We start from the raw sequence: 20,013 nt of genomic DNA on the forward strand, positions 1-20,013 counted from the left end.
TCAGATCGCGAAGCTGGAGCCGCAGCCGCAACCCGATGCCGCATTGGGGTTTTCGACCCGAAACGCGGCACCGCCGAGCGATTCGACATAATCGACCTGACAGCCGCGGACGAGATCAAGGCTGACGCTGTCGACCACCAGCCGCACGCCGTCGGTCTCGGCGACGGTGTCGTCGCCCTCGGGCGCCTCGGCGAAGCCGAACTTGTACTGGAACCCCGAACAGCCGCCGCCATCCACCGACAGGCGGAGGATCGCGGGCTTGTTCTGCTTGCCGGCGATCGCCGCGACACGCTTCGCCGCGGCAGGGGTGAGCAGGATCTCGGGAGACGTGGCCATGTCTGCGAGATAGGCGCGGCAAGGGCGCGGGGCAACAGGGGATGGCGGTGGTCGGCCGCGGCGTGCGCCTTATCCTCCCTGCGGCTTGCCACTCGCCTGTCGCAGGCAGGGCTATTGCATAAGGCTGTGGTGATGAGGTTCGATCGGCTTCCTCTCGAGATACGTCACCCCGGACTCGTTCCGGGGTCCACCGGGCCGCAAGAGAATGGTGCCATCTCAAGCCGTTCTCCTAGCCGCGGGGTGGACCCCGGAACGAGTCCGGGGTGACGGGGTGGGCTTGGACTACGACGGCTCACACCAATCGTCATAGGCGGAAGCCCTGCCCCAAGCCGGGTGAGATATACCCCCCTACCCCATCAAAATCCGCACCCCGATCGCCAGCACCAGCGCCGGCACCGTCGTCACCACCCCGACGCGCAGGAATTGCCCGAAGGTGACATCCTCGCCCTCACGCCGGATCGCGATCAGCCACAGGATGGTCGCCAGCGATCCGGTGATCGACAGGTTCGGCCCCAGATCCACCCCGATCAGCAACGCATCGACCACCAGCGCCGGCGGATGCGCCGCAGCGATCGTCTGCGCCGCGATCAGCCCGGCGGGCAGATTGTTGACCAGATTGCTGCCGACCGCGAGCAACCCGCCCGCCGCCGCGGCGGCCGCGCGCGGATCGGTCGCCGCCGCCGCGGAGAGCTGCGCCGCCAGCCACCCGATCAGCCCGGTCTCGGCCAGCGCCTGCACCATCACGAACAATCCGGCGACGAGCAGCAGCACCAGCCACGACACGCCCTTGACCAGCGGCACCAGCGACTCGCGCGCCCTCAACTGCACCGCCAGCGCGGTGACGACGCCCGCGCCGAACGTCGGCCAGCCGAGGTCCCAGCCCGATGCCGACGCCACCGTCAGCAGCACCGCGGTCGCGCCGATCCCGGCAAGCGCCATCCGCCCGTTGCCCGACAGCGCGACACTGTTGCCCTGCTCGGCCGCGCCGGAAAGGTCGCTGCGGAACAGCCAGCGCAGCCCCAGATAGGTCGTGGCGATCGCCAGCACCGACGGCAGCGCGAACGCCGCCAGCCATGCGCCGAGCCGCGGCAGGTCGCTGGCATAGAGCACCAGATTGGCGGGATTGGAGATCGGCAGGATGAAGCTCGCCGCATTGGCGACCAGCGCGCAGGCGAACAGCATCGGCAGCGGCTTGACCTTGGCGCGCTGCGCGACCGCATAGACCGCCGGGGTCAGCACCACCGCGGTCGCATCGTTCGACAGGAAGGCGGTCACCACCACGCCGACGAGGAAGACGAGCGTGAACAGCCGCGCCGCCGACCCGTTCGCGCCCGCCGCCGCCAGATGCGCCACCCAGTCGAACACGCCATGCGCCCGCGCCGCCTCCGACAGCAGCATCATGCCGATCAGGAACAGATAGACGTCGGTCCCCTTGAGCACCGCCGCCCACGCGCTCGCCGGCGCGATCAGCCCGAACAGCAGCAGCAGCAGCGCGCCACCGACCGCCCATATCGCCTCGGGCCAGCGGAACGGCCGGATGATCACCCCCGCGGTCGCGGCGGCGCATATCCCAACGGTGGCGATCATCGGCCCCTACCCCTTTGCACACACGCCCCGATCGAAGGCACGATCCCACCCAAGTGACCCATAATATCCTCGCGAAGGCGAGCCATCGGCGATGATCGGTTCGTCACACCCTTATATCGTACCCCGGCGGAGGCCGGGGCCCAGTTGGGTGAAGGTTGGGAATAATCCACAGCGGTCTTCTCAACTGGACCCCGGCCTCCGCCGGGGTACGTCGGGTGTCTTGCAGAGGCTTCGCGTCGGCGATGATCCTTGCCCACGGATTGGTCCGTGACGCCAACCACCCGCACCACCAGTGCTCCCGCGAAAGCGGGAGCCCAGGAGTCCCGAGCACCGACCTGCGTTGCTCCGCCCAAGCTCGTATCCCCGCCCCTGCGGACATACGGCAACGGCATCGTCGCGAGACATACGCACCTCACGCCGGCTTCGTCTCCGGCATCGCCAGCGCGTACAGCGCCAGCCCCGCCGCCGCGATGCCCGCGAGCGTCAGGAAGCTCGCGCCATAGCCGACGCCGACGATGATCGCCCCCGCCAGCGACGCGCTCAGCGCCGCGCCCAGCCCCTGTGCGGTCGCCACCGCGCCCTGCGACACGTTGAACCGCCCGGTGCCCTTGGTCAGGTCGGCGATCACCACCGGGAAGAGCGCCCCGAAGATCCCCGCGCCGACGCCGTCGAGCGCCTGCACGCCGACCAGCCACCACGGATCGTTCGACATCGTGTACAGCGCGCCGCGCGCCGCCAGCACGCCGAACGCGATCAGGAACAGCGGCTTGCGCCCCCAGCGATCGACGTTGCGCCCGACCACGACCGCCACCGGCACCATCACCAATTGCGCCGCGACGATGCACGCCGCGGTCAGCGACGTCGCCGAATCCTTGCCCACCGTCTTGGCGAGCAACTGGCTGACCGAGGTCAGCATCGCCGCATTGGCGAGGTGGAACAGGAAGGCGATCACCGCGAACAGCAGCAGCGGCTTGTTCTCGACCAGCACCTTCCACCCGCCCGGCTCCTCGCACCCCTCGTCGGGCTCGCAATCGAGCCCGCGGGCCACCGCATTGTCGATGTCGCCGTTCCTGATTCGCAGCGCCGCGAAGACGCTGGCGACGGTCAGCCCGCCCATCAGCCAGAAGACGACGACCGGCCCGAATTTCCACGCCAGCGCCCCCGCCAGCGCTGCCGAGACGGCGTTGCCGGCATGGTTGAACGCCTCGTTGCGCCCGACCCGCTTGGAGAACAGCTTCGGCCCGAACAGGCCGAGCGTGATCGCGCTGATCGCCGGCGCGAACACCGCGCCCGCCACCGCCGCGATCGACTGCGTCGCCGCGACCATCGTGAAGCCGGTGACGAACGGCAGCGACACGCTGCTCAGCGTCACCAACAGCGCGGCGATGATGACGATGCGCGGCTTGTTGCGGCTCCGGTCGATCAGCCCGCCCGCCGGCGTCTGCGACACCAGCCCGACGATCCCGGCGATCGTCAGCACCAGCCCCACCGTCGCCTCGTTCCAGCCGTGCGCTGGCCCGCGCACCGCGAGCAGATAGATCGCCAGATACGGCCCCAGCCCGTCGCGCACGTCGGCGAGGAAGAAGTTGAGCGCATCGAGTGTCCGCCCCGCGTCGGGGGCCGGTCCGGCTTCGGGTGCGCGGGGCAAAGCGGAGGGGGCAAGGCTGGCCATGAATGTGCTCCACCGCGTTCGGACCGTTCTGGTCCGTCTCTCCGCGTGGCCGCTTAACGTAGGTAAGTTGCGGATGATCCCGCTTCGGACTGATAAATGTTACGCAATGTTGCCGCACGCGCCTCCCGCCGTGTCAGTTCCAGCGCATAAGCGGCGGCGAGTTGCGCGAAGCAACGTTTCAGCGTAGGGGATGCGGCGCGGCCTCGCTCGGCCTCGGCTTCGCGGATTAGGCGGTGCAGGGTCTCTGGGGTCACGGAAACGGCCATGATGCGCGCGATACAAGCGCCACGTTGCGTCCGTATTGCCGCCCGCGATTGGCCCGCGTTTCCAACGGACTCGCGACTGTACTGTCCTCTGCCGCGCCCCAGTCCTGGCCCCGAGCCATGCTGTCGGGGCGCCGCTTCCATTTAGGTTACCCGATGCCCTTTTCTTCGCTCCCCCCGCTTCTCGCCGAAGCGCTCGTTGCCCGTGGCTATGAGGCTCCCACCGCCGTCCAGGCGCAGGTGATCGAGCCCGAGGCTGCCGGCCGCGACCTCATCGTCTCCGCCCAGACCGGCTCGGGCAAGACCGTCGCCTTCGGCCTCGCCATGGCCGCCGAGCTGATGGCCGACGGCGCGCTGCCGCCGCCGGGCAAGCCGCTCGCACTGATCATCGCGCCGACGCGCGAACTCGCGCTCCAGGTCAGCCGCGAGCTGATGTGGCTGTACAAGGAGGCGCATGCCCGCATCGCCACCTGCGTCGGCGGCATGGACGCCAGCAAGGAGCGCCGTTCGCTCAGCCACGGCGCACATATCGTCGTCGGTACGCCGGGCCGTCTGCGCGACCATCTCGAGCGCGGCGCGCTCGACCTCGCCAGCCTGCGCGTCGCCGTGCTCGACGAGGCCGACGAGATGCTCGACATGGGCTTCCGCGAGGATCTCGAGCAGATCCTCGACGCCTCGCCCACCGAACGCCGCACGCTGATGTTCTCGGCGACGATGCCGCGCCCGATCGTCGCGCTCGCCAAGCGCTACCAGCGCGACGCGCTGCGCATCTCGACCGTCGGTGAGGATCGCGGCCACGGCGACATCGCCTATCAGGCGGTCACCGTCGCGCCCGCCGATATCGAACATGCCGTCATCAACCTGCTCCGCTTCCACGAGGCGGAGACGGCGATGCTGTTCTGCGCCACCCGCGACAACGTCCGCCACCTCCACGCCAGCCTCGTCGAGCGCGGTTTCGCCGCGGTCGCGCTGTCGGGCGAGCACAGCCAGAGCGAGCGCAATTCGGCGCTCCAGGCGCTGCGCGACCGCCGCGCCCGCGTCTGCGTCGCCACCGACGTCGCCGCCCGCGGCATCGATCTGCCCAGCCTCAGCCTCGTCGTCCACGTCGAGATGCCGCGCGACGCCGAGACGCTCCAGCATCGCTCGGGCCGCACCGGCCGCGCCGGCAAGAAGGGCACCGCGGTGCTCATCGTCCCCTATCCGCGCCGCCGCCGCGTCGACATGATGCTCAAGCAGGCCAAGATCGCCTGCGAGTGGATCCCCGCCCCCAGCGCCGACGACATCCGCAAGCAGGATCGCGAGCGGCTGATCGCCACGCTGCTCGCCCCGATCGAGTTCGACGACGAGGATCGCGAGCTGGCGACGCGCCTGATCGCGGAGAAGAGCCCCGAGGATATCGCCGCCGCGCTCGTCCACGCGCACCGCGCCGCGATGCCGCAGGCCGAGGATCTGCTCGATTCCGCCGCTCCGCAGCAGTCGGATCGCACGCAGGGCCACCGCCCCGGCTTCGAGGACACGGTGTGGTTCCGCATGGACATCGGCCGCCGCCAGAACGCCGACCCGCGCTGGCTGCTGCCGCTGATCTGCCGCCGTGGCCATATCACCAAGGCGGAGATCGGCGCGATCCGCATCAACCCGAACGACACGATCTTCGAGGTGCCGCGCACCGTCGCCGATCGCGTCCTCGCCAGCGTGCAGCGCACCGCCAATCCGGAGAGCGACGAGGGCAGCCTGCAGATCGTCCCCTTCACCGGCAACCCGCGCGAGGCGGGCGGCAGCGACCGCTCTGACCGCGCACCGCGGAGCGGCTCGGGCGCCCCGCGCACCCGCAACGCACCCGGCGGCGCCCCCGCGCGTCATCAGGCCAAGCCGTACCGCAAGGGCCCGCGGGGCTAAGGCGCGGCCGATGACGGAGGGCGTCCGCATTCTGGTCGATGCGGACGCCTGTCCGGTCAAGGACGAGATCTACAAGGTCGCCTGGCGCCGCGCGGTGCCGGTGACGATCGTCAGCAACAGCCATTTCCGCATCCCCCAGCATCCGCTGGTCAGCCGCGTCGTGGTCAGCGACGGCTTCGACGCCGCCGACGACTGGATCGCCGCGGCGGCGGACGCGCAGGCGGTGGTGGTCACCGCCGACATCCTGCTCGCCGACCGCTGCCTGAAAGCGGGCGCGAGCGTGCTGAGCCCGACCGGCAAGCCCTTCACCACCGCCTCGATCGGCGGCGCGATCGCAACGCGCGCGATCATGGCCGACCTGCGCGCCGGCGGCGACCAATTGGGCGGCCCCAAACCCTTCGCCGCGCAGGACCGCAGCCGCTTCTTGCAGGCACTCGATACCATATTGGCCAAGCTGCAACGCGGCTGACCCGGCGTCGTCGCGGACCGGGCAAGCCGGGTCCGCTACATCCCGAGACTTACCCCAAGCCGCCCAACAGCTTCCCCGTCCGCTCTGTCCTATTTGGAAGCGATATGGTTCGTCCGCGACTCATGAGCGACCAAGCCCCCCACCCGCCCGAAGCCTGCCCCGCCCCGGCCGGCTTCGCTCCCGTCCCGCGCCTGCGCGACCGCCACGACGGCTGGACGCCCGAGCGCCAGCGCGCCTTCATCGCCGCGCTCGCCGATTGCGGATCGGTGCGCAGCGCCGCCGGCATGGTCAATATGTCGGCGGAAAGCGCCTATGCCCTGCGCCGCCATCCGCAGGCCGCCGGCTTCCGCGCCGCCTGGCACGCCGCGCAGGGCATGGGCGTGCTCCGCCTCAAGGACGAAGCCTTCGATCGCGCGATCCACGGCGAACTCGTGCCGGTGATGTCCGCCGGCAAGCTGATGGGCTTCCGCCGCAAGCTCAACGACCGGCTGCTGATGTTCATCCTGCGCCATTATGGCGCGACGCCGGACGACCACCGCCACACCATCCGCCACATCACCGCGCAGGCCACCGCCGTCGCGATTGCGACAAGCCCCGATGCCACGGCCCCCGACGCCGCCACCACGCAAGCCGCCGCGCAGGCGACCATCACCGCCGGCACCCCGCCCGCAGCCGATGACGTCGCGGCGCACGCCGCGACGCTCGCCGCCTTCGCCGGCGTCCCGCTCGATCCGGCTGCGCAGGCCGACATCCTCGCCGCGCTCGCCGCCAACGCCGCCCGCGCCCACGCGCTGCCGCCGGAGGACGACCCCGACGTCCCCTATCTCCCGCTCGACGCGGACGGCCACCATCACGCCTTGCTCGAAGGGGTCGGCGACGATTTGCCTCCCCCTTATGCCCCCGGCGAGCCCGAATGGCGCCTGCTCGACGATCCCGCCGCGCTCGACGCGATCGAGGCTGCGACCCGACGCGTCGCGGACGCGAGGGTCAGCGGCGACTGGGACCGCGAAGGCGAAAAGCTGTCCGCCGACCGCGCCCGCAAGGCCGACCGCGACGCCCGGCTCGAAGGTGGCTGGGAGGGATATGTGGAGGACTAGGCCGGCTCGACAGTCGATATCCTCGCCGGTCCCGGACGACGATGATCGCCGAAGCCTCCCTCCTCGTCACCCCGGGCTCGACCCGGGGTCCCGCTTCTTCCTGATCGGCAAACGTAAAGGACGTAGCGGGACCCCGGATCAAGTCCGGGGTGACGGATCGCAGGTGTCGAGGTCCCGGCACTAATGAATGTCGATCCGGCCTCGCCATCGCGCGGTGTAAGTGGCGATGCCGGGACTAAAACTGGAGGTCTGGTCTTCGCCGTCGTGACGCGATCACGCGCATCCACTCAACCCGGAACCATCACTCCTCCCGCCCATTGTCGCGAGCGTAACGAGGAGTATGCCATGTTTCGTCCCATCCTGATCGGCGCCGCGCTGATCGCCGCGCCGGTCGTCGCGCAGACCACCCCCACGCCGCCGACTCCGACCGAGCAGCGCGACGATGCCGTCGCGGCCGAAACCGCACCCGAAGTCGCCGCCGCCAACCGTCAGGTCGGCGCCGTGGCAAGCTTCGACAATGGCGCGGTCACCGCGGTCAATGCCGCCAACGAGGCGCGCTATCAGGCGGACGTGCGCCGCTACCGTGCCGCGATGCGCGCGCGCCGCCACACCATCGCCGCCGACGCCGCTTTGCAGTCCGATCGCGAGCGCGCCTATGCGATGGCGATGGCCGACTGGCGCGATCAGGTCGCCGCCTGCAAGCGCGGCCGCACCCGCGCATGCCGCATGCCGAGCCCGAACCCCGCCAATTACATGTGATCCTGTCCGGGCTCGAACCGCGACGCCCGACGATGATCGGGCGTCGCGGCTTCGGGCCTAGCTCTCGTCGCCCATGCGCAGCGCGGCGATGAACGCCTCCTGCGGGATGCTGACCGAGCCGTATTCGCGCATCTTCGCCTTGCCCTTTTTCTGCTTGTCGAGCAGCTTGCGCTTGCGGGTGGCGTCGCCGCCATAGCATTTCGCGGTGACGTCCTTGCGCATAGCGCTGATCGTCTCGCGCGCGATCACCTTGCCGCCGATCGCCGCCTGGATCGGGATCTTGAACAAATGGCGCGGGATCAGCTCCTTCAGCCGCTCGACCATGCCGCGGCCGCGCACCTCGGCGGTGCCGCGGTGGACGATCATGCTGAGCGCGTCGACCGGCTCCTCGTTGACGAGGATGCTCATCTTGACGAGGTCGCCCTCGCGATAGCCGATCTGTTGATAGTCGAAGCTCGCATAGCCCTTCGACAGCGATTTCAGCCGGTCGTAGAAGTCGAACACCACCTCGTTGAGCGGCAGTTCGTAGGTCGCCTGCGCGCGCCCGCCGACATAGGTCAGATTCTGCTGGATGCCGCGCCGGTCCTGACAGAGTTTGAGTATCGAGCCGAGATATTCGTCGGGGACGTAGATCGTCGCGTTGATCCACGGCTCGCTGATCGTCTTGATCTTGTTGACGTCGGGCATGTCGGCGGGATTGTGCAGGTCGATCTGCGTGATCCCCGCCGGATCGGGATGCGTCAGCTCGATCTGATAGACCACCGACGGCGCGGTGGTGATGAGGTCGAGGTCATATTCGCGGGTCAGCCGCTCCTGGATGATCTCGAGGTGGAGCAGGCCGAGGAAGCCGCAGCGGAAGCCGAAGCCGAGCGCCGCCGACGTCTCCATCTCGAAGCTGAAGCTGGCATCGTTGAGGCGCAGCTTGCTGATCGATTCGCGCAGCTTCTCGAAGTCGTTGGCATCGACCGGGAACAGCCCGCAGAACACCACCGGCTGGACTTCCTTGAACCCCGGCAGCGCCTCGGCGGCGGGGCGCTTGGTGTCGGTCAGCGTATCGCCGACGCGTGCCTGCGCGACGTCCTTGATCTGCGCGGTGATGAAGCCGATCTCGCCCGGCCCGAGGTCGGTGAGCTGCTCGATCTTCGGCCGGAAACAGCCGACGCGATCGACCAGATGCGTGGTGCCGGCCTGCATGAAGCTGACCTGCTGCCCCTTCTTCAGCACGCCGGCCATGACGCGGACGAGGATGACGACGCCGAGATACGGATCGTACCAGCTGTCGACCAGCATCGCCTTCAGCGGCGCGGTGGGATCGCCCTTGGGCGGCGGGATGCGCGTGACGATCGCCTCGAGGATCTCGTCGATGCCGATCCCCGACTTGGCGCTGGCCAGCACCGCCTGCGACGCGTCGATGCCGATGACGTCCTCGATCTCCTTGCGCACCTGCTCGGGTTCGGCGGCGGGCAGGTCGATCTTGTTGATGACGGGCACGATTTCGTGGTCGTGCTCGATCGACTGATAGACGTTGGCGAGCGTCTGCGCCTCGACGCCCTGCGCCGCGTCGACCACCAGCAGCGCGCCCTCGCAGGCGGCGAGGCTGCGGCTGACCTCATAGGCGAAGTCGACGTGCCCCGGCGTGTCCATCAGGTTGAGCGTATAGGTCACGCCATCCTTCGCGGGATAGGACAGGCGCACCGTCTGCGCCTTGATCGTGATCCCGCGTTCCTTCTCGATATCCATGTTATCAAGCACCTGGCTCGACATCTCACGATCGGTCAGCCCTCCTGTCCTTTGGATCAGACGGTCGGCGAGGGTCGACTTGCCATGGTCGATATGCGCGATGATTGAGAAGTTACGGATCGTGTCGGGAGGAGTAGCCATATCGCCACGCGCCTAGCGCACCAGCGGGCCGGGTGCTAGATGCCGACGGCTCCGGGACGCCGATCAAGGGGGCTCCGCGACGACGTCTCGAGCGAGCTGATCGCTTGGGAGGAACAGTGGAAGTGAGAAAGCAGATACTTATCGCCGCATTGGCCGGCGTGGGACTGGTCGTGTCTGGCGTCGCGGACGCGCAGAAGCTGGCCCGCGAGTCGAGCGGGCAGAAGCTCCAGACCAAATTGTCCGCCGAGGTGCCGCATTGCGTGCGCAAGCTCGGCACCCTCTCGATCGCCGACGGCGACGATCCGCACTGGTGGACGCAATACAGCCTCGCCCCGCCCTCCAAGCTGCTCAAGGTGCTCGTCCAGCGGTCGGGCTGCTTCAACCTCGTCGATCGCGGCACCGGCCTCAACGCCGCGCAGATCGAGCGCAACATCGGCGGCAATCTGGGGCTGCAGCGCGGCGCCAACGTCGGCCAGGGCCAGATCAAGGCGACCGATTACGTGATGGTCGCCGAGATCCAGGGCGCCAACAGCAACGTCAGCGGCAATGCCGTCGCGGGCGTCGCCGGCGGGCTGCTCGGCGGCGCGGTGGGCGGCCTGCTCGGCGGCCTCAAGAGCAAGAAGATGGAGGCGAACACCGTCCTGTCGCTGACCAACGTCCGCACTACCGAGACGCTCGCGACCGAGGAAGGCTATGCCGCCAAGAACAACCTCGCCTTCGGCGGTGGCGGCTTCCTGTCGGTCGCCGGCGCGGCGGGCGGCGGCTATGACAATACCGAGATCGGCCGGATCGTGACCCTGTCGTTCATCCAGGCCTATTCGAAGCTGGTGACCGGGCTCGGCCTCGTCACCCCGGGCGACGCCGGCACCGCGCAGGCCGCTCCCGCCAAGACCTTCACCGCGCAGGCGCCGGTCGCGCTGCGCGAGAGCGGGCTCGCGTCGAGCAAGGTGGTGCGGACGCTGCCGACCGGCGCGATCGTCTACCCGACCGGCAAGAAGGACGGCCTGTGGTGGGAGGTCGCCGACGAGAACGACATTGTCGGCTGGGTGCTCAACACCAAGCTCGCCCCGTCGAGCTGATGCGCAGGGGGACGGCCCGCCACGTGGCAGGCCGTCCCCTCAATCGCGGCTCAGCGCCTCGATCGCGCGCAACGCGTTAAGGTAGCGCGTCGAGCCCTGCCCCGACACCAGCGCCCAGCGCACGCCACGCTCCTCCAGCACCGCCTTGCTCAGTTCGAAGAAGCGCCGCCGCGCCGCTTCGCCGCCGAACATCCGGGTGCCGTCGTCCTCCCACGGCAGGTCGATGTCGAACAGCAGATAGATATCGGCGGTGTTGCTCCACGTCGCGAACCATGCGTCGCGCCGCCGGAACATCATGTCCGCCCACACCGCGGTCATCAGCGGATCGGTGTCCATGATCACCGGATAGCTGCGCTCGGCGAGTGCATGGCGGACCTTGGCATCGTGGCCCTTCCCGATCTCGACGAGGTCGGCCATCGTCAGATCGGTGCCGAACGCCTCGCAATAGGCGCGGCCGAACTCGGCGACGCAGGGCACGCCGCCGAAATGCTGCGCCAGCCGCGGCATCATCGTCGACTTGCCGGTGCTCTCCGGCCCGTGCAGACAGATCGAACGCAACGTCATGCCAATGCCATCCTGCCCTGCCGCCCGCGTGCGCGCCGCCAATCGTTCAGCCCCCATATCGAAAGGCCGAGCAGCACCAGATACAGGCCGGTGGTGAACATCAATCCCTTGGCGGCATAGAGCGGCACGCTGGCGACATCGACCGCGATCCACACCCACCAGCTCTCGATCGCGCGCCGCGCCTGCAGTACCTGCGCCGCGACCGAGGCGATCGCGATGCCGCCGTCCCACCACGGATAGGAGGCATCGGTATAACGGTGCATCAGGGTGCCCCAGACCAGGCAGGCGACGATGCCGCCACCCAGCCACGTCAGGCGCGTCACCGGATCGAGCCGCTCGACCACCACTTCGCCCGCATCTGCCCGGCTGCGCGCCCAATTGGCCCAGCCATAGAGATTGGCGGCGAAGAAGAAGCTTTGCAGCAGCGCGTCGCTGTAGAGATGCGCTCCGACGAACACCCAGCCGTAGATCGCCACCGCCGCGAGCGCGACCGGATAGTTCCACACGTTGCGCGCCGCGACCAGCGCGACGTTGACGATGACGAGTGCGGCGGCAAGCGCTTCGACCATATTCACCGGCTCTGCCTAGGACGTTGCACGCGGATTTCGCAAGGGTGCGATTCCGGCGCTTGCATCCGCTATCCGGCGTGGGTATAGGCGCGCCTCCAAGCACGGACGGACCCTTTCCAAGGGCCCCGGACGTACTCCGTCGGGGAGTAGCTCAGCCTGGTAGAGCACTGTCTTCGGGAGGCAGGGGCCGGAGGTTCGAATCCTCTCTTCCCGACCATTATATCCGCCGCGGCTCCCGCCGTGGCACATGCACCCATAGCTCAGCTGGATAGAGCATCAGACTACGAATCTGAGGGTCGGGCGTTCGAATCGCTCTGGGTGCACCATTTTTCAAATCATGCCGGAGCCACGATCGTGGTGGACAAGAGCTGGGGCACGCCCTCGCCATCGGCGGACTTCCGCGTCCGCAGCAATCTCACCCTCGAACAACGCGCGGCCGAACGCGCCGCCGCCCGAGAGGCGCGGACACGCGAGCGTGCCGGCGACACCGAACAGCGCTTGAAGGAACGGCTCGCCAGCCGCGAGGCCGAGATGCGCGAGCGCGAACAGGCCCGCGAAGCCCGCCGCGAGGAGGAACAGCGACTGGCGGAAGGCGATCCCCATGCCGCCGCCGCACAGCGCCGCCGCGGCTCGGGCCGCAAGGACGTGGTGCGCGAACAACGCGATACGCGCGGCTATGCCACGGTGGTCGATATCGCCCGGATGCGCGAGCTGGCGAAGCGCGGCGCCTCGCTCACCGGCCTCGCCGGCGCCTTCGGAATTTCGGTGGAAGCGGTCGAGGCGGCGCTCGCAGAAAGCGACTGACGGTCCCGGCCCCGCCGATCAGCCGGCGCGCTGGCGACGGTAAGCGATGATGTGGACGATCAGGCTCAGCACTTAACACCTCGGCAATGCCGCAGGGGTGCGGCTCATGGGGGCGCCTATATGCCGCGCTGCCCGCGTGCACAAATGCAACCTCGGTCGTCCCGGTTGCAGCGCGAACAATCGTCCTAACCGGCGGCGGCGACCCACTCGGCCAGCGACAATTCGCCGGTCGGCCGGATTTCCGCCTGCATACTGTTCGCCATGATCTCCAGCGCCCAGCGCGTCCGCGCATCGTGGTCGCCCGCTACCCCGTCGGACGGCACCCATAGATCATATTGTCGCATATGCGCGTCGGCAGCGGTGAACAGCACGCAAATGTCGGCGGCAACCCCGGTGAGCACCAGCCGGCTCGCGCCCAATTGCGGCAGCAGCACCGGCAGGTTGGTCGCGTAGAAGCCGGAAAACTGCGGCTTGATGATGAAATAGTTGGTGTCGCGCGGCCGCAGCGCCTCGGTCAGCGCCTGCCCCAGCGATGCGCGCGACAGCGTCTCCTCGATCAGCTTGTCGCGATCGGAATGCCATTGCCCGTCGTTGTCGTTGACGTAAATCACCGGCACGCCGGCAGCGTCCGCCGCGTCGCGCAGCGCGAGGATCGGCGCGATCGTCGCCTCCGCCGATTCCTTCAGCCGATCGCCGCCGTCGAAGTCGAGTGCGTTGATCATGTCGATGATGATGAGCGCGGTATGCCCCGCGGCGGGAGGAAGCTGCTGTTGCGCCATGGAACATCCGTAGCGCTTTTACCGCGGCGGCGCCTTGATCTGTAATGCGTTTGGAACGAAACGGGATCATGGCCGATGGCGAAACGCCTCCTCAGCGAAAGGTGATCCATGTCGACATGGACGCCTTCTACGCGTCGGTGGAGCAGCGCGACGATCCGACGTTGCGCGGCAAGCCGGTCGCGGTCGGCGGATCGCGCGCGCGCGGCGTCGTCGCCGCGGCGAGCTACGAGGCGCGGGCGTTCGGCGTGCGATCCGCGATGCCGTCGGTCACCGCGTTGCGCCGCTGCCCCGACCTCGTCTTCGTCCGGCCGCGCTTCGACGTCTATCACGCCGTCTCGCAGCAGATCCGCGCGATCTTCGCCGATTATAGCGACGCGATCGAGCCTTTGTCGCTCGACGAGGCCTATCTCGACGTCACCACCGACGTGCGCGGGCTTGGTTCGGCGAGTGCCATCGCCGAGGAGATCCGCGCACGCATCCGCGCCGATACCGGCCTCACCGCCTCGGCCGGGGTGAGCTACAACAAGTTCATCGCCAAGCTAGCCTCCGACCAGAACAAGCCCGACGGGCTCTGCGTCATCCCGCCGCACAAGGGCGCGGCGTTCGTCGCCTCGCTGCCGGTCAAGCGCTTCCACGGCGTGGGACCGGTCACCGCCAAGCGGATGGAGCAGCTCGGCATCCTCACCGGCGCCGACCTGCGCGACCGCCCCCTGCCCTTCCTCCAGGCGCATTTCGGTTCCTACGCCGACTATCTGTTCGCGGCGGCGCGCGGCGTCGATCATCGCCCGGTACGCGCCCACCGCGAGGCCAAATCGGTCGGTGCCGAGCGGACGTTCGAGACCAATCTGTCCGCGCCCGACGAGCTGCACGCCGCGCTCGCCCGTGTCGCCGAGGCGGCCTGGGTGCGGATCGAACGATCGGGGGTGCGGGGCCGGACGGTGACGCTGAAGCTGCGCCACGCCGACTTCCGCACGATGACGCGGGCCCGCTCGCTCGCGCTGCCGGTGACCAGCGAGGCCGACTTTCTGCGCATCGGCGACGAACTGCTCGACGCGCAGCTGCCGGTGCCCGATGGGGTGCGGCTGCTCGGCCTGACGCTGTCGGGCATCCTGCGCGACGCCGCCGACGCGGAGGAGGTTCAGCCCAGCCTGCCGCTGTGAGCGCCGATCACCGGCCACCCGGCGGCAAATTGGTCTCGAGGTAGCGCGTCATCAGCGAATAGAGATGCAGGCTGGTCCCCGGCTTCTCGTAGATGCCGTGCGTGCGGTCGGGATAGGCCATCATCGTGAAGGGCTTGTTGGCGGCGATCAGCCGATCCTCGAGTTGTTCGAGATTCTGGTAATGGACGTTGTCGTCGCCGGTGCCGTGGATGACGAGCAGATTGCCCGTCAGCCCCGTAGCATAAGTGATCGGCGACCCCGCCTTGTAGCCAGCTTCATTATCCGCCGGCAGGCCCATGTAGCGCTCCTGATAGACGGTGTCGTAGAGCATCTGGTCGGAGACGGCGGCGACGGCGATGCCGGTCTTGAACAGCTCGGGGAAGCGGAACATCGCGTGCAACGTGCTCGATCCGCCGCCGCTCCAGCCCCAGATGCCGATCCGCGCCGGATCGATATAGGGCCGCTCGGCGATCAGCTTGCGGACGCCGGCGGCATAATCCTCCGGCCCGATGACGCCGAGCCGGCGATAGATGCTCTTGCGCCAGTCGCGTCCCCGCGGCGTGTTCGTGCCGCGCGGATCGATGCTGGCGACGATGTAGCCGCGCTCGGCGAGCATGCGATGCCACAAGGCGGTATTGCCGCCCCAGGCGTCGGCGACCGTCTGTCCCCAGGGTTCGCCATAGACCTGGAACAGCACCGGATAGCGTTTGGCGGGATCGAAACCCGCCGGCTTCATGATCCAGGCGTCGACCGACACCCCCTTGCCGAGATCGAGCCGGGTGAACTCGGTCGGCCCGAGCGGCTCGTGCGCGATCTCGTCCTGCAAGGCGGCGTTGCGGGCGAGCACGCGCACGGGGGCCTGCGTGGTGAAGTCGATCATCTCGGTCACCGGCGCACGGTCGATCGCCGAGACGGTGTGCCGCGCCCAATGCGCGCCGGGGGCGATGTCATAGCCGTGCGTCCCCGCCTGCCCCGCCGGCGTCACCCGCTCGACCCGCGGCTTGCCGGTCAGCGTGGCACGATAGAGGTAGCGCTGCGTCGGATTGTCCGGCGAGGCGGTGAACCACGCCCAGCCCTGCGCCTCGTCCACGCGCAGCAGGCTGACGACGTCGAACCTGCCGGGGGTGCGCAGGCTCGGCGGCTTGCCGTCGGCAGAGGCGACGTACAGATGCCGCCAGCCGTCGCGCTCGCTCAGCCAGGTGAAGCGTTTGCCGCCGTCGAGCCAGGTCGGATCGCCATTGGCCTCGACCCATGCGGCGTCGCGTTCGACGAACACCGGCCGCGTCGTCCCGCTGGCGGGGTCGGCGAGCAGCAGCCGATAGGTGTTCTGCAGCCGGTTGGCATATTGCAGGAACAGCTTGCCGCTGGTCCCCGCCCAGCTCATCTGCGGCACGTAATTCTGGCGCGGATCGCCGGTCAGGCCGATCCATCGCGTCGCGCCGCTCGCCACGTCGATCGTGCCGACGCGCACCGCCGAATTGGTGGTGCCGACCTTGGGATATTGCAGCGGGATCGGCCGGGAATATTGCCCCACCGTGTTGCTGATCATGTAGAAGGTGCCGACCCCGGACGTGTCGAACCGCCAGAAGGCGATCGTCTTGGAATCCGGACTCCACGACCATGCCTTGCGGAGGTAGAATTCCTCTTCATACACCCAGTCGCCGAGGCCGTTGACGATCAGGTCGCTGCCGTCGCGGGTGAGCTGCCGCGGCGGCGCATCGCCCGCGCTCGGCTCGACGTACAGGTTGTTGGCACGGACATAGGCGATGCGGCTGCCGTCGGGCGAGAAGTCCGCGTACATCAGGCTGGCGGTCGGCGCATCGCCGCCGATCCGGCGCAGCGTTTTGGCGGCGACATCGAACAGCCAATAGTCGCCGAGCGCCCGGGTGCGGCGAAAGCGCGTGCCGTTGGTGAAGATCAACAGCCGCTTGCCGTCCGCGGACCAGGCATAGCTCTGGATCGCGATCGGCTTGCCCGTCGCCGGCACGACGAGGTCACCTGCCGCGACCAGCACGGTGCGCGTGTTGCGCGCGACGTCGTAGCGGACGAGGTCGGTGCCGTCGGCGACCGCCTTGGACGGTTCGATCGCGTCATAGCCCTTGCCATCGGCGGTCCATTCGCCGCCCTCGACGCGATCCATCGGGATCGCCTTGTCGCCGAAGATGCGCTCCAGCGTCAGCGGCGTCGATTGCGCCGCCGCGGGCACGGGTTGCGACATCGTGGCGAGGCCGGCGAGGATCAGGGCATTGCGCATCGTCTTCAGACTTCCCCATCTGCTGTTTGCGAGATGGTATCGCACGATCCCGCCCCCGTATACGATCGTCAGATCCGCACCGCCCTTGCCCCGCCGCCCGCTTTCCGCTAACGGCCGCCGCTTCCACGCTTTGGCTGGATGCTTGCGGGAGGGCGGAGACGCCCGCTCGGACCGCTAAACTTGAAACGAGAGTGACATGGCAAAGAAGATCACAGGTTACATCAACCTGCAGGTTCCTGCAGGCGACGCCAAGCCCGCCCCGCCGATCGGCCCGGCCCTCGGTCAGCGCGGCGTCAACATCATGGAATTCTGCAAGGCGTTCAACGCGCAGACGACCGACATGGACAAGGGCACGCCGCTGCCCACCAAGATCACCGTCTATGCCGACCGTTCGTTCAGCTTCGAGATCAAGACGCCGCCGGCGTCATTCCTGATCAAGAAGGCCGCCGGCCTGAAGTCGGGTTCGAAGGAGCCGGGCAAGGTCGTCGCGGGCAAGATCGCGCGCAGCAAGCTGACCGAGATCGCCCAGACCAAGATGAAGGATCTGAACGCCAACGACATCGAGGCTGCGACCAAGATCATCGAAGGCTCCGCCCGCGCGATGGGCCTCGAAGTGACGGAGGGCTGAGATCATGGCCAAGCTGACCAAGAAGCAGAAGTCCAACGCCGTGAACCCTGAGACGCTGCACGGCGTCGATCAGGCGATCGCGCTGGCCAAGCAGAACGCCACCGCCAAGTTCGACGAGACCATCGAGGTCGCGCTGAACCTGGGCGTCGATCCGCGCCACGCCGACCAGATGGTCCGCGGCGTCGTCACGCTGCCCGCCGGCACCGGCAAGACCGTCCGCGTCGGCGTCTTCGCCCGCGGCGCCAAGGCCGAGGAGGCTCTGGCCGCCGGTGCCGACGTCGTCGGTGCGGAAGACCTGATGGAGACGATCCAGGGTGGCACGATCGATTTCGATCGCTGCATCGCGACCCCGGACATGATGGGCGTCGTCGGTCGCCTCGGTAAGGTGCTCGGCCCCAAGGGCCTGATGCCGAACCCGAAGCTCGGCACCGTGACGATGAACGTCGCCGAAGCGGTCAAGGCCGCCAAGGGCGGTCAGGTCGAGTATCGCGTCGAGAAGGCCGGCATCATCCACTCGGGCATCGGCAAGGCGTCGTTCACGCAGGAAGACCTGCGTCGCAACTTCGACGCGCTGGTCGACGCCGTGGTGCGTGCCAAGCCGTCGGGCGCCAAGGGCAAGTATGTCCGCAAGGTCGCCGTCAGCTCGACGATGGGCCCGGGCATCCGCGTCGACACCACCGAGGTCGCAGGCGCCTGAGCCTTTCGCGCCACGCGAATACGAAAAGGGCCGGGAGCAATCCCGGCCCTTTTTGTTGGTGCGGATAAGTATCTAAATAGCTAGGTCGCCCCGGACTGGATCTAGGTGGGATCGACATTCATTGGCGCGGTGACTTCGCACATTCAATCCGTCACCCCGGACTTGATCCGGGGTCCCGCTATCGACCCCATGGTTGCCGAGCAGGAAGAAGCGGGACCCCGGGTCAAGCCCGGGGTGACGGAAATGCAAACCACCCTATGTACCCCGGCGAAGGCCGGGGCCCAGTTGGAAAGGCGGCGGTACGTCGTCGCCAACCTCCACCCAACTGGGCCCCGGCCTTCGCAGGGGGATAGCCTTGACGGGTATCGGGCCGACTTTCGCCAAAGCCTCGACCGAGTCCGGGGTCCACCGGGACGCGGGAGCACGGTAGAGGCTCATGCCATTCGTCCCGCCACAGGGCGGACTCCGGACCATGGCTAGACCTCTACTAAAGCCACCCAGTGCTCCTGCGAAAGCAGGAGCCCAGGAGTCTCGAACGCCATAAGACGTTATTTTACTTGGCTCTGGGCTCCTGCTTTCGCAGAAGCACTACGCTGACCTACCGGTAGTCCGGACTTTCGCAGAGGCCTCGAACACGTCCGGGTGACAGGCATAAGCGAGCCTACGCCGGAAAATCCGCCCCCAGCGCCTGCTCGCGCAGGCCCTCGATCTCCGCGAGCCGCTCCTTGAGCTTGGCGGTCACCGCCTCGAAGCCGAACTTGCCGAGCACCAGATGGCGCGGCGGCGTGGCCGCCTCAGCGGCAGCGATGATCGCCTCGCCCGCCCGTACCGGGTCGCCGGCCTGTTCGCCGCTGATCTGCTTGGTCGATTCCATCCGCTTGCCCGCGGTCTCGGCATAATCCGCGATCCGCACCGGCGTCTGCTGCAGCGACCGGCCGGCCCAATCGGTGCGGAACGGCCCCGGCTCGACGCAGGTCACCGCGATGCCGAGCGGCCCGACCTCGGCGGCGAGACCGTCCGACCAGCCCTCCACGGCATGTTTGGACGCGGCATAATAGCCCGATCCCGGAAAGCCGATCAGCCCGGCGACCGAAGTGAAGTTGATGACGTGACCGGCCCGCTGCGCGCGCATGCCGGGCAGCACCGCGCGGGTCAGCGCGAACAGGCCGAAGACGTTGGTGTCGAACTGGGCGCGGATCGCCGCCTCCTCGCCTTCCTCGACACTCGCCTGATAGCCGTAACCGGCGTTGTTCACGAGCACGTCGATACGCCCGAACCGTTCCTGCGCGGCCGCGACCGCCGCACGCACCTGCCCGGCGTCGTTGACGTCGAGCGCGAGCGCCAGCGCGCGATCCTCGGCGCCCTCGACCAGATCGGCGACCCGCGCCGCATCGCGCGCGGTGACGACGACGCGCCAGCCTCGATCGAGGACGAGACGCGCGAGATCGCGGCCGAAGCCGGTGGAACAGCCGGTGATGAACCAGACGGGGGAGGATGGCAGCGTCATGATCGGAAAGCC

The 20,013-nt window shown here is 68.3% G+C and carries 18 protein-coding genes and 2 tRNA genes; 11 read left to right on the forward strand and 9 right to left on the reverse strand.

Features of this window, described 5'->3' with window-relative positions:
- From erpA to AC07UH_RS10810, 3 genes are all read right to left on the reverse strand, one after another.
- Window positions 1-336 (reverse strand): iron-sulfur cluster insertion protein ErpA, encoded by a 336-nt coding sequence (gene erpA / locus AC07UH_RS10800; protein WP_038660722.1) that lies wholly within the window; start codon window positions 334-336, stop codon window positions 1-3.
- A 348-nt stretch (window positions 337-684) separates the two neighbouring features.
- The gene (locus AC07UH_RS10805) at window positions 685-1,923 is read right to left on the reverse strand and encodes an SLC13 family permease (protein WP_495179838.1); all 1,239 of its coding nucleotides are present in this window, start codon (window positions 1,921-1,923) and stop codon (window positions 685-687) included.
- 412 nt (window positions 1,924-2,335) lie between these two features.
- Window positions 2,336-3,595: an MFS transporter gene (locus AC07UH_RS10810; protein ID WP_137899749.1), complete on the reverse strand. Its 1,260-nt coding sequence runs from the start codon at window positions 3,593-3,595 to the stop codon at window positions 2,336-2,338.
- A gap of 419 nt (window positions 3,596-4,014) precedes the next feature.
- On the opposite strand from AC07UH_RS10810, the gene AC07UH_RS10815 reads away from it, so the two are divergent.
- From AC07UH_RS10815 to AC07UH_RS10830, 4 genes are all read left to right on the forward strand, one after another.
- Window positions 4,015-5,754 carry a DEAD/DEAH box helicase gene (locus AC07UH_RS10815; RefSeq protein ID WP_495179837.1) on the forward strand — a complete coding sequence of 580 codons (1,740 nt, stop codon included), beginning with the start codon at window positions 4,015-4,017 and terminating at the stop codon, window positions 5,752-5,754.
- A 10-nt stretch (window positions 5,755-5,764) separates the two neighbouring features.
- Window positions 5,765-6,223 carry a YaiI/YqxD family protein gene (locus tag AC07UH_RS10820; protein ID WP_495179836.1) on the forward strand — a complete coding sequence of 153 codons (459 nt, stop codon included), beginning with the start codon at window positions 5,765-5,767 and terminating at the stop codon, window positions 6,221-6,223.
- A gap of 122 nt (window positions 6,224-6,345) precedes the next feature.
- Window positions 6,346-7,320 (forward strand): hypothetical protein, encoded by a 975-nt coding sequence (locus AC07UH_RS10825; RefSeq protein WP_495179835.1) that lies wholly within the window; start codon window positions 6,346-6,348, stop codon window positions 7,318-7,320.
- Window positions 7,321-7,665: 345 nt separating this feature from the next.
- Window positions 7,666-8,079: a hypothetical protein gene (locus AC07UH_RS10830; protein WP_038660735.1), complete on the forward strand. Its 414-nt coding sequence runs from the start codon at window positions 7,666-7,668 to the stop codon at window positions 8,077-8,079.
- 57 nt (window positions 8,080-8,136) lie between these two features.
- On the opposite strand, the gene lepA is transcribed toward AC07UH_RS10830, so the two are convergent.
- Window positions 8,137-9,960 (reverse strand): translation elongation factor 4, encoded by a 1,824-nt coding sequence (lepA, locus tag AC07UH_RS10835; RefSeq protein WP_038660738.1) that lies wholly within the window; start codon window positions 9,958-9,960, stop codon window positions 8,137-8,139.
- 197 nt (window positions 9,961-10,157) lie between these two features.
- Between lepA and AC07UH_RS10840 the strand changes: the two genes are divergently transcribed.
- Complete coding sequence (locus tag AC07UH_RS10840; protein WP_495180469.1) at window positions 10,158-11,039, forward strand: CsgG/HfaB family protein; 882 nt, start codon at window positions 10,158-10,160, stop codon at window positions 11,037-11,039.
- Between the two features lie 39 nt (window positions 11,040-11,078).
- On the opposite strand, the gene AC07UH_RS10845 is transcribed toward AC07UH_RS10840, so the two are convergent.
- Window positions 11,079-11,603 (reverse strand): AAA family ATPase, encoded by a 525-nt coding sequence (locus tag AC07UH_RS10845; RefSeq protein ID WP_137898391.1) that lies wholly within the window; start codon window positions 11,601-11,603, stop codon window positions 11,079-11,081.
- A complete protein-coding gene (pnuC, locus tag AC07UH_RS10850; RefSeq protein ID WP_495180468.1) occupies window positions 11,600-12,172 on the reverse strand; it encodes a nicotinamide riboside transporter PnuC in 573 nt (190 codons plus the stop codon). Before pnuC ends, AC07UH_RS10845 begins: the two co-directional genes overlap by 4 nt.
- Before the next feature lie 140 nt (window positions 12,173-12,312).
- On the opposite strand from pnuC, the gene AC07UH_RS10855 reads away from it, so the two are divergent.
- The 3 genes from AC07UH_RS10855 (at window position 12,313) to AC07UH_RS10865 (ending at window position 12,976) form a co-directional block, all read left to right on the forward strand.
- Window positions 12,313-12,389, forward strand: a tRNA-Pro gene (locus AC07UH_RS10855).
- 32 nt (window positions 12,390-12,421) lie between these two features.
- Window positions 12,422-12,498: transfer RNA gene (locus tag AC07UH_RS10860), tRNA-Arg, on the forward strand.
- 28 nt (window positions 12,499-12,526) lie between these two features.
- Entirely contained in the window at window positions 12,527-12,976 is a 450-nt protein-coding gene (locus AC07UH_RS10865) for a hypothetical protein (RefSeq protein ID WP_495179834.1), read from the forward strand.
- Window positions 12,977-13,161: 185 nt separating this feature from the next.
- Here AC07UH_RS10865 and AC07UH_RS10870 read toward each other — a convergent pair whose 3' ends face one another.
- Window positions 13,162-13,755, reverse strand: coding sequence for a cysteine hydrolase family protein (locus tag AC07UH_RS10870; RefSeq protein WP_495179833.1), 594 nt, complete (start codon window positions 13,753-13,755; stop codon window positions 13,162-13,164).
- Between the two features lie 68 nt (window positions 13,756-13,823).
- On the opposite strand from AC07UH_RS10870, the gene dinB reads away from it, so the two are divergent.
- Window positions 13,824-14,915: a DNA polymerase IV gene (dinB, locus tag AC07UH_RS10875; RefSeq protein WP_495179832.1), complete on the forward strand. Its 1,092-nt coding sequence runs from the start codon at window positions 13,824-13,826 to the stop codon at window positions 14,913-14,915.
- Window positions 14,916-14,922: 7 nt separating this feature from the next.
- On the opposite strand, the gene AC07UH_RS10880 is transcribed toward dinB, so the two are convergent.
- On the reverse strand, window positions 14,923-17,169 hold the full coding sequence (locus AC07UH_RS10880; protein WP_495179831.1) for a S9 family peptidase: 2,247 nt from the start codon (window positions 17,167-17,169) through the stop codon (window positions 14,923-14,925).
- 196 nt (window positions 17,170-17,365) lie between these two features.
- On the opposite strand from AC07UH_RS10880, the gene rplK reads away from it, so the two are divergent.
- A complete protein-coding gene (gene rplK, locus AC07UH_RS10885) occupies window positions 17,366-17,797 on the forward strand; it encodes a 50S ribosomal protein L11 (RefSeq protein ID WP_037530328.1) in 432 nt (143 codons plus the stop codon).
- Window positions 17,798-17,801: 4 nt separating this feature from the next.
- Window positions 17,802-18,494, forward strand: coding sequence for a 50S ribosomal protein L1 (gene rplA / locus AC07UH_RS10890; RefSeq protein ID WP_137898387.1), 693 nt, complete (start codon window positions 17,802-17,804; stop codon window positions 18,492-18,494).
- A 661-nt stretch (window positions 18,495-19,155) separates the two neighbouring features.
- Here the strand turns inward: rplA and AC07UH_RS10895 are convergent.
- The gene (locus AC07UH_RS10895) at window positions 19,156-20,001 is read right to left on the reverse strand and encodes an oxidoreductase (RefSeq protein WP_495179830.1); all 846 of its coding nucleotides are present in this window, start codon (window positions 19,999-20,001) and stop codon (window positions 19,156-19,158) included.
- Window positions 20,002-20,013 lie beyond the last annotated feature (12 nt).

It is taken from the genome of Sphingomonas sp. GW821-FHT04B01 (genome assembly GCF_059420425.1).

Coding starts and splice junctions, on each gene's coding strand:
- erpA (WP_038660722.1), bottom strand. CDS start 336: ATGGCCACGTCTCCCGAGATCCTGCTCACCCCTGCCGCGGCGAAGCGT.
- AC07UH_RS10805 (WP_495179838.1), bottom strand. CDS start 1,923: ATGATCGCCACCGTTGGGATATGCGCCGCCGCGACCGCGGGGGTGATC.
- AC07UH_RS10810 (WP_137899749.1), bottom strand. CDS start 3,595: ATGGCCAGCCTTGCCCCCTCCGCTTTGCCCCGCGCACCCGAAGCCGGA.
- AC07UH_RS10815 (WP_495179837.1), top strand. CDS start 4,015: ATGCCCTTTTCTTCGCTCCCCCCGCTTCTCGCCGAAGCGCTCGTTGCC.
- AC07UH_RS10820 (WP_495179836.1), top strand. CDS start 5,765: ATGACGGAGGGCGTCCGCATTCTGGTCGATGCGGACGCCTGTCCGGTC.
- AC07UH_RS10825 (WP_495179835.1), top strand. CDS start 6,346: ATGAGCGACCAAGCCCCCCACCCGCCCGAAGCCTGCCCCGCCCCGGCC.
- AC07UH_RS10830 (WP_038660735.1), top strand. CDS start 7,666: ATGTTTCGTCCCATCCTGATCGGCGCCGCGCTGATCGCCGCGCCGGTC.
- lepA (WP_038660738.1), bottom strand. CDS start 9,960: ATGGCTACTCCTCCCGACACGATCCGTAACTTCTCAATCATCGCGCAT.
- AC07UH_RS10845 (WP_137898391.1), bottom strand. CDS start 11,603: ATGACGTTGCGTTCGATCTGTCTGCACGGGCCGGAGAGCACCGGCAAG.
- pnuC (WP_495180468.1), bottom strand. CDS start 12,172: ATGGTCGAAGCGCTTGCCGCCGCACTCGTCATCGTCAACGTCGCGCTG.
- AC07UH_RS10870 (WP_495179833.1), bottom strand. CDS start 13,755: ATGGCGCAACAGCAGCTTCCTCCCGCCGCGGGGCATACCGCGCTCATC.
- dinB (WP_495179832.1), top strand. CDS start 13,824: ATGGCCGATGGCGAAACGCCTCCTCAGCGAAAGGTGATCCATGTCGAC.
- AC07UH_RS10880 (WP_495179831.1), bottom strand. CDS start 17,169: ATGCGCAATGCCCTGATCCTCGCCGGCCTCGCCACGATGTCGCAACCC.
- rplK (WP_037530328.1), top strand. CDS start 17,366: ATGGCAAAGAAGATCACAGGTTACATCAACCTGCAGGTTCCTGCAGGC.
- rplA (WP_137898387.1), top strand. CDS start 17,802: ATGGCCAAGCTGACCAAGAAGCAGAAGTCCAACGCCGTGAACCCTGAG.
- AC07UH_RS10895 (WP_495179830.1), bottom strand. CDS start 20,001: ATGACGCTGCCATCCTCCCCCGTCTGGTTCATCACCGGCTGTTCCACC.